Annotated in this window: 11 protein-coding genes; 10 read left to right on the forward strand and 1 reads right to left on the reverse strand. The window is 65.1% G+C overall.

Annotated elements, in window-relative coordinates; all coding sequences use genetic code 11:
• Positions 1-31 precede the first annotated feature (31 nt).
• From ACN0RC_RS02365 to ACN0RC_RS02400, 8 genes are all read left to right on the forward strand, one after another.
• Positions 32-802: an isocitrate lyase/PEP mutase family protein gene (locus ACN0RC_RS02365; RefSeq protein WP_417508446.1), complete on the forward strand. Its 771-nt coding sequence runs from the start codon at positions 32-34 to the stop codon at positions 800-802.
• A 27-nt stretch (positions 803-829) separates the two neighbouring features.
• Positions 830-2,587 carry a proline--tRNA ligase gene (locus ACN0RC_RS02370; RefSeq protein WP_417508447.1) on the forward strand — a complete coding sequence of 586 codons (1,758 nt, stop codon included), beginning with the start codon at positions 830-832 and terminating at the stop codon, positions 2,585-2,587.
• A 20-nt stretch (positions 2,588-2,607) separates the two neighbouring features.
• Positions 2,608-3,639: a TIGR00730 family Rossman fold protein gene (locus ACN0RC_RS02375; RefSeq protein ID WP_417508448.1), complete on the forward strand. Its 1,032-nt coding sequence runs from the start codon at positions 2,608-2,610 to the stop codon at positions 3,637-3,639.
• A 125-nt stretch (positions 3,640-3,764) separates the two neighbouring features.
• Positions 3,765-4,748 carry a transcription termination factor NusA gene (gene nusA / locus ACN0RC_RS02380; RefSeq protein ID WP_417508449.1) on the forward strand — a complete coding sequence of 328 codons (984 nt, stop codon included), beginning with the start codon at positions 3,765-3,767 and terminating at the stop codon, positions 4,746-4,748.
• A gap of 41 nt (positions 4,749-4,789) precedes the next feature.
• On the forward strand, positions 4,790-5,062 hold the full coding sequence (locus ACN0RC_RS02385; RefSeq protein WP_417508450.1) for a YlxR family protein: 273 nt from the start codon (positions 4,790-4,792) through the stop codon (positions 5,060-5,062).
• A 94-nt stretch (positions 5,063-5,156) separates the two neighbouring features.
• Positions 5,157-7,892, forward strand: a complete 2,736-nt coding sequence (infB, locus tag ACN0RC_RS02390) for a translation initiation factor IF-2 (RefSeq protein WP_417508451.1) — start codon at positions 5,157-5,159, stop codon at positions 7,890-7,892.
• Positions 7,893-7,952: 60 nt separating this feature from the next.
• Positions 7,953-8,387: a 30S ribosome-binding factor RbfA gene (gene rbfA / locus ACN0RC_RS02395; protein WP_417508452.1), complete on the forward strand. Its 435-nt coding sequence runs from the start codon at positions 7,953-7,955 to the stop codon at positions 8,385-8,387.
• An 81-nt stretch (positions 8,388-8,468) separates the two neighbouring features.
• Complete coding sequence (locus ACN0RC_RS02400) at positions 8,469-10,679, forward strand: response regulator transcription factor (RefSeq protein ID WP_417508453.1); 2,211 nt, start codon at positions 8,469-8,471, stop codon at positions 10,677-10,679.
• Between the two features lie 17 nt (positions 10,680-10,696).
• On the opposite strand, the gene ACN0RC_RS02405 is transcribed toward ACN0RC_RS02400, so the two are convergent.
• A complete protein-coding gene (locus ACN0RC_RS02405) occupies positions 10,697-11,596 on the reverse strand; it encodes an A/G-specific adenine glycosylase (RefSeq protein WP_417508454.1) in 900 nt (299 codons plus the stop codon).
• Positions 11,597-11,648: 52 nt separating this feature from the next.
• On the opposite strand from ACN0RC_RS02405, the gene truB reads away from it, so the two are divergent.
• Both truB and ACN0RC_RS02415 read left to right on the forward strand, forming a co-directional pair.
• Positions 11,649-12,542: a tRNA pseudouridine(55) synthase TruB gene (gene truB, locus ACN0RC_RS02410; protein WP_417508455.1), complete on the forward strand. Its 894-nt coding sequence runs from the start codon at positions 11,649-11,651 to the stop codon at positions 12,540-12,542.
• Positions 12,539-12,907, forward strand: a complete 369-nt coding sequence (locus ACN0RC_RS02415) for a hypothetical protein (protein WP_417508456.1) — start codon at positions 12,539-12,541, stop codon at positions 12,905-12,907. Before truB ends, ACN0RC_RS02415 begins: the two co-directional genes overlap by 4 nt.
• Positions 12,908-12,944 lie beyond the last annotated feature (37 nt).

Here is a 12,944-nt window from a genome sequence, read left to right on the forward strand (position 1 = left end):
ACAACCACTCACAGAGAGGTAGCGTGAAATCATGACCGCTGCACAGAAGGCACAGAAGCTCCGTTCGCTCTACGAGGCCCCAGAGATCCTCCGCGTCGTCAACGTCTGGGATGTCGTCTCAGCGAAAGCGATCGCAGCCCTTGATCAGACCACCGCTCTCGCTACCGCCGGGCACTCGATCGCCGCGACCTTCGGCTACCCGGACGGTCAGATCCCTCGCGAGCTCATGATCGACATGGTCGGGCGCATCGCAGCATCCACTGAGCTTCCCGTCAGTGCCGACCTCGATGATGGATATGACGACGCGGGCGAGACGACGCGTCTCGCGATCGCTGCCAGCATCGTCGGGGCGAACGTCGAAGACCGCCTGAAGCCGCTCGCAGAATCCGTCGCCGTCATGGAATCGATCGTGAAGGCGGGTGAGGCAGAGGGCGTGCCCTTCGCACTGAACGCCCGCACCGACGCGTTCGTACGCGCGAATGGTCGCCCCGTAGAAGAGAGCATTGCGGATGCGATCGAACGAGGCCGCGCGTTCCTCGATGTCGGAGCGACATGCGTGTTCATCCCTGGCATCCTGAGCGCTGACGTCACCCGCCAGCTCGTCGAGGGCATCGGCCAGCGCAAGATCAGCGTCATCGGGCTCCCGGGTGCGCTGACGGCTGCCGAGTACGAGGCACTCGGCGTCGCACGCATCTCGTACGGCCCCACCACGCAGCGGGTCGCATTGACGGCTCTTCAGGACGTGGCGACGAGCCTCTACGCAGACGGAGTGATTCCCGAGGGAACGCGGGCGCTGAACTGACACGTCACGCGTCAGTAGACTTGACCCGTGGTCACTCGTCTTTCGAACTTCTTCCTTCGTACGCTCCGTGAAGACCCGGCAGGTGCCGAGGTCGCCAGTCACAAGCTGCTGATCCGCGCCGGGTACATCCGACCGCAGGCGGCGGGCATCTTCGCCTGGCTCCCGCTCGGGCTCAAGGTCAAGGCGAAGATCGAGGCGGTCGTTCGCGAAGAGATGGCGGCAGCGGGTGCACAGGAAGTGCACTTCCCCGCTCTCATGCCTCGTGCGCCCTATCAGGCCACTGGCCGCTGGGACGAGTACGGGGACCTGCTGTTCCGGTTGCAGGATCGCAAGGGCGGTGACTACCTTCTCGCGCCTACGCACGAAGAGGCATTCACCCTGCTGGTGAAGGACCTGTACTCCTCGTACAAGGACCTTCCGCTGACGATCTACCAGATCCAGGACAAGTATCGTGACGAGGCGCGTCCGCGCGCAGGTCTGCTCCGCGGCCGCGAGTTCACGATGAAGGACGCGTACTCCTTCGATTCCTCCGACGAGGGGCTCGACACGAGCTACATGGCGCAGCGTGATGCGTATGAGCGCATTTTCCAGCGTCTCGGACTCGAGTACGCGATCGTGCAGGCGGATGCTGGTGCCATGGGCGGTTCGCGCTCAGAGGAGTTCCTGCACCCGACACCGGTCGGCGAAGACACCTTTGTTCGCACTGACGGCGGCTATGCGGCGAACGTCGAAGCGTTCACGACTGCTATCCCCGACGCCATCGGCTTCGACGACGCGCCCCAGGCGACGATCTTCGACTCCCCGAACACGCCCACGATCGAGACGCTCGTAGCGCACTCGAATGCGGTGCTCGAGGGGGAGTACACCGCTGCGGACACTTTGAAGAACGTCGTTCTCGCGCTGACGCACCTCGACGGCACTCGTGAGCTCGTGATCGTCGGAATCCCAGGCGACCGCGAGGTCGACGAGAAGCGCGCCGAGGTCGCTTTCGCGCCCGCAGAGGTCGCCACCGCCACAGAGGACGACTTCGAGAAGAACCCGCTGCTGGTCAAGGGATACATCGGACCGTGGTCACCGACCGGGGCAGTGCTCGGCGAGGAGTCGGCCACCGGAATTCGTTACCTCGTGGACCCGCGTGTCTCTGAGGGCACCCGCTGGATCACCGGCGCGAACATCGACCAGAAGCACGCGCACGGTGTGATCGCCGGCCGTGACTTCGAGGCCGATGGAATCATCGAGATCGCGAACGTTCGAGACGGCGACCCCGCACCAGACGGATCTGGACCCGTATCGCTTGCGCGCGGTATGGAGATCGGTCACGTGTTCCAGCTCGGACGCAAGTACGCCGAAGCCCTCGGGCTGAAGGTGCTCAACGAGAACGGCAAGCTCGTCACCGTGACCATGGGTTCCTATGGCATCGGTGTGACCCGAATCCTCGCGATCATCGCCGAGCTCAACAACGACGAGAAGGGCCTTATCTGGCCAGCATCCGTCTCGCCCTTCGACGTCCACGTCGTCGCCGCTGGACGCGATCAGATCGCTTTCGACGTTGCAGAGAAGGCCGCCGCTGACCTGGAGGCCGCTGGTCTCGATGTGCTCTACGACGACCGTCCTAAGGTCTCTCCCGGTGTGAAGTTCGGCGATGCCGAGCTCGTCGGAATCCCGCTGGTGCTCGTCGTCGGACGCGGCGCGGCTGATGGCCAGGTCGAGCTGTGGGATCGCCGCACGGGTGATCGCGATGCACTTTCGCTCGCGGATGCGCTGGAAAGGCTCACTGCTCGCTGATCGCGTGACAGGGTGGAGGCATGAGCGAGCTGGCACAGGACGAGCTGAAGACCGCGATCGACCACCTTCTGGATGAAACGGGTATCGGTCTCAACCGTTCGCTGATCCGCAAGATCGTGCGCACCGGCATCCAGCTGGGTGAAGACGACACTGACCGGCTCAACCTCAAGATCGCCTCCGCTGCCCTCGCAGAGATGCGCGATGCGTTCCGCCTGTTCCAGCCGTACGCCGACGTGCCCAAGGTGACCGTCTTCGGGTCCGCCCGAACTCAGCACGATGATCCGCTGTACGACCAGGCCCGGTCGGTGGCCGCGGTCCTCGCCGAGCGCGGGTGGATGGTGGTGACCGGTGCGGGGCCCGGCATCATGCAGGCGGCGGCGGAAGGCGCGGGCGAGAAGATGGCGCTCGGCGTCTCGATTCGGCTGCCTTTCGAAGAGAAACCGAGTGCGGTCGTCGCGAAGGACACACAGTCGGTCGAGATGAAGTACTTCTTCACGCGCAAGCTCATGCTCGTGAAGGAATCCACCGGGTTCATCTGCCTCCCCGGCGGCTTCGGCACGATGGACGAGATGTTCGAACTGCTCACGCTCCAGCAGACGGGCAAGGCGGAGCCGATGCCGATCGTTCTGCTGGACGAGCCGGGTGGGCGCTTCTGGCGAGGCCTGGAGAAGTTCATCGTCGAGACACTCATCCCCGCAGGCGTCATCTCACCCGACGACCTCGACCGGGTGCTGATCACTGATTCCGCGGAGGAGGCGGTCGCCGAGATCACTGGCTTCTGGCGCAACTACGACTCACTGCGCTGGGTCGACGACGTGCTGGTGCTCCGCCTCAAGAACATGCCGACGGATGCCGAGGTTGAGCGCCTCAACGAAGAATTCTCCTCCTTGGTGACAGAGGGGCGCATCGAACTCATCGATGCACTGCCCGTTGAAGTTGCCGACAAGGACGTCGTCGATCTGCCCAGACTCGCCTTGCGTCTGCGGCAGCGCGAAGTGGGCGGTCTTTACCACCTCATCGGCGCACTCAACTCGCTGCCTTCCGCACGCTGACGCCAGCGCCTTCGCACAGCGCCGGGATGATGGGCCGAATCCGCCGTGATCTGCGGATCGGGTATCGTTGTACGGATGCCGCGCGCGCACGATGCCGCGGTGAAGAGCTGAATATGGAGGCCGTCATGGAGATCGAACTGGGGTTGTTGCGCGGGATCGAGAAGGAGAAGGCGATTCCCTTCGATGAACTCGTCGCGATCATCGAGCAGGCCATCCTGACTGCCTACGGAAAGCACGTCTCAGAAGACGGCGCTGTGCCTGAGGGCGTGCGTGTCGAGCTCGACCGCAAGAGCGGACACGTCGCGGTCCTGCAGCCCGTCACTGACGAAGAAGGCGCAGTGATCGGCGAAGAGGACGCCACACCCGGCGACTTCGGCCGCATCGCCGCATTCGCTGCCAAGCAGGTCATCAGCCAGCGACTCCGCGACATCGCCGATGAAGCCGTACTCGGCGAGTTCAAGGGCAAGGAAGGCGACATCGTCGCCGGCGTCATCCAGCAGGGGCCGAACCCGCGCATGATCCACGTCGACCTCGGCAGCGTCGAGGCGATTCTTCCGCCTGAGGAGCAGGTTCCCGGCGAGGAGTACTCGCACGGCTCGCGCCTTCGCGTCTACGTCACGAGCGTGGCGAAGGGACTCAAAGGTCCGCAGATCACCGTGTCGCGCACGCACCCGGGACTCGTCCGCAAGCTTTTCGCACTCGAAGTGCCCGAGATCGCCGCCGGCCTCGTCGAGATCCTCTCCTTGGCGCGCGAAGCCGGGCACCGCACGAAGATCGCAGTGAAGGCGAACGACCCTTCGATCAATGCCAAGGGTGCGTGCATCGGTGAGATGGGACGACGCGTGCGTGCTGTCACAGAGGAGCTCGCGGGGGAGAAGATCGACATCGTCGACTACGACGCCGACCTTGCGACATTCGTCGCTCATGCGCTCTCACCGGCCAAGGTCACAAGTTCTTTCGTGCTGGATGCAGGCACGAAAGCGGTTCGCGCGCTGGTCCCCGATTACCAGCTCTCTCTGGCCATCGGCAAGGAGGGCCAGAACGCCCGTCTCGCGGCCAAGCTGACCGGTGCGAAGATCGACATCCAGCCCGACAGCATCCTGGACTGACCCGCAGGGCGCGGAGTTGTTCCCCAGCGGCGCGGTGTAAGATGGAACCCGTACGAACATGCGTTGGTTGTCGCATGCGTGCTCCTCGCTCCGCCCTGATCAGGGTGGTGGCTCAAGATGAAACGCTCATCCTTGATGATCGTGCCGTCATGCCGGGCAGGGGCGCGTGGGTGCATCCGACGCAAGAGTGCCTGGAAGCCGCCACACGGCGGCGGGCCTTCGCACGAGCACTCCGGGTGTCGCAGAACATCGGGTTCCCCGAAGACTTCGACACGCAGACTATTCAAGATCATCACCAGCGAAACAAAGGCTGAACGGCTATGGAAACAAAGTGAACGGCTCGAAATGAGACCCGTCCGCGACTAGTGGTCTGCCCTGTCTGGGCAGACCGACCCAGACAGGAGAATTGTGGCTGCCAAACCACGCGTACACGAGATTGCCGCCGAACTCGGCGTTGACAGTAAGGTCGCACTCGCGAAACTGAAGGAGCTCGGCGAATTCGTCAAGAGCCCTTCGTCAACGATCGAGCCCCCGGTGGCTCGCAAGCTCCGCGCTGCCATCGAGGCGGACGGGGCGATCAAGCCCAAGGCCGAGGAGAAGCCCGCTGCGAAGCCGGCGGCTGCCAAGTCGGCCTCCAAGGCGCCGACCCCCGGACCCAAGCCGGGGCCGAAGCCCGCCCCCGAGGCGAAGCCCGTCGAGGCGACGCCCGAAGCGGCGACCCCCGCACCGGCAGCAGAGAAGCCGGCCCCCGAGGCTCCGGTTGCTCCCGCAGCCGAGCCGGCTGCGTCTGCTGACCCGTCGGCAGCGCCCAAGCCGGGTGCTCCGCGTCCGGGCAACAACCCGTTCTCGACTTCCCAGGGCATGGGACAGCGTCCGGCAGGACCGCGTCCGGGTAACAACCCGTTCGCTTCCGCGCAGGGCATGGGCCAGCGCCCGACCCCCGGCAACATCCCGCGCCCGCAGGCTCCTCGCCCCGGCGCACCCCGTCCGGGTGCTCCTCGCCCCGGTTCCCCTCGTCCAGGCGCTCCTCGGGGCGGTCAGGGCGGTCGTCCCGGTGCTCCGTTCCAGCAGCGTTCGGGTGGACCCGGTCGGCCTGGTGGCGGTCCCGGCGCTGGTGCTCCTGGAGCACGTCCCGGCGGCGGCTTCGCCGGTCGCCCAGGTGGCGGCGGCGGTCGTGGTCGCGGACCCGGTGGTGGTACTGCCGGTGCCTTCGGAAAGGGAGGCGGCAAGTCCAAGCAGCGCAAGTCGCGTAGGGCTAAGCGGCAAGAATTCGAAATGCGGTCAGCACCGGTCGTCGGTGGCGTCAACGTCACTCGCGGCAACGGTGAGACGATCCGCATGCGCCGCGGCGCATCGATTGCTGACTTCGCAGACAAGATCGAGACCCTGACCGGATACACCGTCCAGCCGGGAACCCTCGTGACGATCCTCTTCAACCTCGGCGAGATGGCCACGGCCACCGAGTCGCTCGATGAGGCGACCTTCGAGGTCCTTGGTGCCGAGCTCGGCTACAAGATCCAGATGGTTTCTCCTGAAGACGAAGACAAGGAGCTCCTCGAGGGCTTCGGTCTCGACCTGGAGAAGGAGCTCGAGGAGGAGAGCGAGGACGACCTCGAGATTCGTCCTCCGGTGGTCACCGTCATGGGTCACGTCGACCACGGTAAGACCCGACTGCTCGACGCGATCCGCAAGACCAACGTCATCGAGGGCGAAGCCGGCGGCATCACCCAGCACATCGGTGCGTACCAGGTGTGGACCGAACACGAGGACATCGAGCGCGCGATCACGTTCATCGACACCCCCGGTCACGAGGCCTTCACGGCCATGCGTGCCCGAGGCGCGCAGGTCACTGACCTCGCGATCCTCGTCGTGGCTGCGGACGACGGCATCATGCCCCAGACGGTTGAGGCTCTCAACCACGCGCAGGCCGCAGGCGTGCCGATCGTCGTCGCAGTGAACAAGGTCGACAAGCCCGAGGCCAACCCGGGCAAGGTGCGCCAGCAGCTCACCGAGTACGGCCTGGTCGCAGAGGAGTACGGCGGAGACGTCATGTTCGTCGACGTCTCAGCGCGCCAGGGAACCGGCATCCAGGAGCTTCTGGACGCTGTGCTGCTCGTCGCGGACGCAGGCCTTGACCTGACGGCCAACCCGAACAAGGCTGCACGTGGTGTTGCCATCGAGGCGAAGCTCGACAAGGGCCGCGGTTCGATCGCGACAGTGCTCATCCAGTCCGGCACGCTCCGCGTCGGCGACTCGATCGTGGCAGGCACGGCATATGGCCGCGTTCGCGCCATGATCGACGAGAACGGCGAGGCTGTCGAGTACGCGGCCCCGTCGCGTCCGGTGCAGGTGCAGGGTCTGAACTCCGTCCCGCGTGCTGGTGACGTCTTCATCGTGACCGAAGAAGACCGCATGGCGCGTCAGATCGCTGAGAAGCGTGAAGCCGTTGAGCGCAACGCACTGCTGGCCAAGGCCCGCAAGCGCATCTCGCTCGAGGACTTCACCCGTGCTCTCGAAGAGGGCAAGGTCGAGACGCTCAACCTCATCATCAAGGGTGACGTTTCCGGTGCCGTCGAGGCGCTCGAGGAATCGCTGCTCAAGATCGAGGTCGATGACACCGTTCAGCTGCGCATCATCCACCGTGGTGTGGGTGCTGTCACAGAGTCCGATGTCAACCTGGCAACGATCGACAACGCGATCATCGTGGGCTTCAACGTCCGCCCTGACCCCAAGGCCCGTGAGGCTGCGGCTCGTGAGGGTGTAGATGTCCGGTTCTACTCGGTCATCTACTCCGCGATCGACGAGATCGAGAACTCCCTAAAGGGCATGCTCAAGCCGGAGTTCGAAGAGATCCAGTCCGGTGTCGCCGAGATCCGCGAGGTGTTCCGCTCCTCGAAGGTCGGCAACATCGCGGGTGTCATCGTCCGCTCGGGAACCATCACCCGAAACGCGAAGGCTCGCATCATCCGCGAGGGCGTCGTCATCGCCGATGGTCTTGCCATCGAGTCGCTGCGCCGGTTCAAGGATGACGTCACCGAGGTCCGCACGGACTACGAGGCCGGTATCGGTCTCGGTAAGTACAACGACATCCAGATCGGCGACGAGATCGAGACGACCGAACTCGTCGAGAAGCCTCGCGGCTGATCTGATCGATTGTGAGGGGCGCCCACGGGCGCCCCTCATTCGTCACAGAGGAGAAAGAAAATGGCCGGAGAACGACAGGCACGCCTCGCGGATCGCATCCGCGTCATTCTGGCTGAGCGTCTGGAGAAGGGACTGCGCGACCCTCGTCTCGGTTTCGTCACCATCACGGACGTCCGTGTTTCCGGTGACCTCCAGCATGCCTCCGTCTTCTACACCGTGCTGGGAACCGACGAAGAGCGCGTCTCCAGCGGTGTCGCTCTCGCCTCGGCCACCGGCATGCTCCGCAGCGAGGTAGGACGCCAGCTCAGCACTCGGCTCGTTCCGACTCTGGAGTTCATCGCCGACGCGCTTCCGGAGAACGCCGACAACATTTCGGCGCTGCTTCGTCAGGCGCAAGAACGTGATGCAGAAGTCGCCAAGCTCGCGTCGTCTGCGACACATGCCGGCGATGCAGACCCGTATGGTCCTGAGGTCACGGAAACAGAGCAGCAGTAGCCAGCCGCGTTTCTGATTTGGTACTCTGATCGCCGTTGACGGCCCGCAGATGCGAGCCGTGATGTCGGGAGATGCGATCAGGTGACGACGGCTCTGCAGGATGATCTGCGTGTGCAGTACGGCATCGCTGACGCCCGCGCGGACATCTCCCGGATCACCGCAGACCTCGCCAGCAGCGGTATACCTACGGCACCTCATGTCGTGACGAAGCTCGCACGGCGCCTGAACAGCGATGCGCAGGCGGTGCGGGAGACGGCCGCAGAGCTCAGCTCCTCGCAGCGCAGCGGACTCAGAGCGCTCCCGGAGCTGCTTCCGCTCGTGCCGTCGATTGCGGCGGAGTTCGATCGACTCGAACTATCTGCGAGAGATCGATTCGTGCTGCTGATCGCTTCGCTGTGCGCGGAGGCGGGGACCGACCTCCTTATGGAGGCGGCACAAGTCGATTCTCCGCACCGCGTTGCCGAATCCGTCGGCGAGTACCTGACGCTCTCGCGGGGTCAGTACAGCTTCAAGGACGCAAGACTTAGCGTGTGGATCGGGCATGCCGAGCCCCGCACGGCGGTCATGCGTGCCCATGAGCGATTGCACCAGGCGCATCTCGATCAGGGCGACGCCGCACACGCGGCGTGGCACCTGGCGCGCAGCGCAGTGGAGCGGGTCGCCGAGGTTGCACCACACCTGACGGCTGCGGCGCGCGAGATGCACGAGTGCGGACAAGCAGATCTCGCGTTCATCGTGGCGGTGGAGGCCGCGGAGCACGCCACCGGGGCAGTGCGCGATGAGGCATGCCTTGTGGCGGGAGCTGCTGCGGTTGCGGCGGGATGCTTCGAAGATGGGGTCGACCGGTTGGGAAGCCTCTTCCCGCACGGCGATGCGGAGCACAGGAGACAGGCTCTTGGGAGCATGCTCATCGCCGAGACCTGCGTGCGCGGCACGGTTCCCGTGCTCGATCCGTCCGAACACCGACCTCCCACGACGGATGCTCGGCACTGGAGCGCGTGGGCGCGAACGGCGGGGCTTGCTGCGATGATGTGCGCTGAGCGCGGTGAGATCTCGGGGATGCGCGTATGGCTGGCAGAACTGCGCGACGCGGACCTGCGGGCTGGGGCGCAAGGCGAGATCCGTGATGCGGTCGTTGCGCTGTGCTGGATGCTCACCGGTGACCAGGGCGAGGTTGAAACCCTCTCTCGAGGTCCGTTCGCCGGCGGTGTCGTCGGCGCGCTGCGCACCGCAGTCGGGGGCGACATCGAGCGGGCACTCCAGATGCTCGGCCGTGCGCAATCGGGCCTGTTGAACGAGGTCGATCCGCTGATCGCTGGTTTCGAGCACAGTCCGCTCATGGGCGCTTATCTTGCCGTGACTGAGACGCTGCTGCACTTCTGGCGCGGGGACATCGGTGCGGCAAGGGAGTGCCTCCTCGCGGCATCCGTTGATCTGCCGATCGCCATGCCCTTTGCCGGTCTCGGCACAACCCTCGCTCATCGGCTCGACATCATGTTCCTCGGCGCCCCCGGTGTGCTGCCTCAGGTTCTGAGAGCGACGCTCCCGGCCGGAATCCGCGTGGACAACCTGGTGGACCACAGCCTGCGCGCGTACCTCGATGGCGCCCACGAGCAGGCAGCCACGAACCTGCGGATCTGGCACGATCGAGGCGCGCCGCAGCCGGCGCTGTCGGTTCCGGGACTCGATGAGGTGGGCCCGCTGGTCCTCGGTGCCAGGGTCGAGCCGCCTGAGCTCGCCAAGGCGCGCGAGCTCAGGCATCGCATCCGGAAGATTCCCGAAGCGTCATGGCGTCATGAACGTGATGCGGTTGCCGAGGCGGCCCGTGGGCTGAACTCCTCCTTCTGCCGCGCTCGTGTAGAGGCGATGTTAGGTTCGGTCAGTGCCGTTCACGAGGATCTCTCGGCAGGTCGTCGGCACCTGCGTGCCGCACGCAGCCTCTTCGAGGAATCCGGTGCGCTGGCATGGCGGAGCGTGGTGGATGTGAAGATCGATCGGCTGGCGATGCAGCAGCAGGCGAGCGAAGGAATCGTCACGGCACCGATAAATGTGATCGGTGACGCGGATGCGTCGGAGAATAGCTGGTACGTCTGGTCAGAGGTGCTCACCGAGCGCGAGCTGGAGGTCGCAATGCGCGTTGTGCGAGGACTCACGAACAACGAGATCGCAGCCGAGCTCGACGTCTCGGTGCGGACTGTCGAGGTGCATGTGAGCAGAGTATTCAATGCGCTGGCAGTGCGGAACCGTGTCGAACTCACCGTGCTTGCGCACCGAACGGGCCAGTACCTCTGACGCGCAGACGGTACGGCTCAGTGCGGCAGTCGAAGGTGTCCATCGACCGCTTCGATCAGGCCATCGGCGATCAGTGAATCGATAGCGCGGTCGCGCTGCGCGGCATCCGTCCAATCATGAATGACGGCGTCCGCGGGCACCCCCGCACGGGAGGAATTCCGAAGGACTTTCAGGACAGCACCGCGAGCCGCCCGATCGGAGCCTTCATAGCGCGCCTGCCGGCGCCGAGTGTCGCCGGTGTCCGGCTGCCCTGCCGCAAGCCACGCGCAGCCGCTTGCGATCGGGCACGCGTCGCACCGCGGCGCACGGGCGGTGCAGACCACGGCACCCAGCTCCATCATGGCGGCGTTGAAGATGGCGGACTCTGCGTCTTCTGACGGTAGGAGCGCGGACATCGCCTCCAGATCACGACGTGCCGGAGGTCCGGGTTGGGACCGGCCCTCCCATGCACGCGCGATGACGCGGCGGATGTTCGTGTCAACGACGGGAACTCGGTCTCCGAAGGCGAATGCGGCGACGGCCCGAGCGGTGTAGTCGCCGATTCCGGAGAGTGCGAGCAGAGCGTCGACATCGCGCGGCACCGAGCCGCCATGACGGTTCGTGATCTCGATTGCAGCCCGGTGCAGCCAGAGTGCGCGCCGCGGATAGCCTAGGTTCGACCATTGCTCAACGACATCCGCGGGGGATGCCGTCGACATCGCGAGGGGAGTGGGCCAGCGCTCGAGCCACGCCTGCAGATGCGGGACGACCCGCGTCACGGGCGTCTGCTGCAGCATGAATTCACTGACGAGCGTTCCCCAGGCGCCGTACTCGTCGTGGAACCGGTCACGACGCCAGGGCAGGTCGCGAGCGTGCGTGCGATACCACTGGGACAGCTCCTCCTGACGGAGGGAAGTCGCGGCAGAAGTCGGAGACACGCAGACAGCCTATGCGGATCGGCGCGTGTGCTGTTCTCGCTAAGATCGAAGGATGGTCGAGCCCGGTATTCTCCTCGTCGACAAGCCCGGTGGGCTCACCAGTCACGACGTCGTCGCGCGCACGCGACGCGCCTTCGGCACTCGCAAAGTCGGTCACGCCGGCACTCTCGACCCGATGGCTACCGGCCTTCTGGTCATCGGCATCGAAGGCGCGACAAGGCTGCTCACGTACATCGTCGGGGCTGCGAAGACCTATCACGCGACAATCCGGCTCGGCCAGTCGACAACGACCGACGATGCCGAAGGTGAGATCACTGCACGCGCGAGCGACGATCTCGTTCAGGGTGTCACAGGGGAGCAGATCGCACAGGGTATCGCCGTGCTCACCGGAGAGATCGATCAGGTGCCGAGCGCTGTCTCTGCGATCAAGGTCGACGGGCGGCGCGCCTACGACCGCGTGCGCGCAGGCGAAGAAGTTGCGCTGAAATCGCGTGCTGTCATCGTCTCGCGCTTCGATGTTCTGGCCGAGCGCCGCGACGCAGGCGCCATCGACCTCGACGTTGTCGTCGACTGCTCGTCAGGTACGTACATTCGTGCGCTCGCCCGCGACCTGGGGGAGAGCCTCGGCGTCGGGGGACACCTGACCGCGCTGCGCCGCACGCATGTGGGGCCTTTCGATGTTTCGGATGCCGTGAGCATCGACGCTCTCGATGAGGCATCGACCCTGACACCTTCTGCCGCCGCTGTTCAGGTGATGCAGCGGTTCGATGTATCGGCCGATGAGGCCAGAGACCTGCGCCATGGCAAACGATTACCAGACCGATCTGCTGAGTTGCACGGCGCTGTCGCCGCCGCGGTCGATCCGGACGGCACCCTGGTGGGGATCGTCGAGCGGCGCGGCACTGATGTGAAGAGCGCAATGAACATGCCGGAGGAGACCCGATGATCCTGTGGTTCACACTGGTGCAGATCGCCATCGCGGTCGTGGCCGGGATCTTCTGCGTCACGGCCGGGTTGATGGGGCGACGACCGAGTGATTTCACCGTGGGTGCGCTCGCGATCGTCGAGCTTCTGCTGATCATTCAAGTGATCGTCGCCATCGTCTCGCCCTTCGCGGGGAACCCGCCCAGCGGCGATCTGCTCGAGCTCTGGGTCTATCTGGTCTCTGCGGTGCTGGTGCCGATCGGCGGCGTCGTCTGGGCACTGGTCGAGCGCAGCCGGTGGAGCACCGTGATCCTGGGGCTTCTCGCGTTCGCCGTGGCCATCATGCTGTGGCGCATGGAAGTCATCTGGACGATCCAGGTCGCCTAGCACGCGGCGTCTGGTGCGTTCAGGCGCACTTAGGATG

This window comes from Microbacterium sp. (genome assembly GCF_048259935.1).
Taxonomy (GTDB): Bacteria; Actinomycetota; Actinomycetes; order Actinomycetales; family Microbacteriaceae; genus Microbacterium.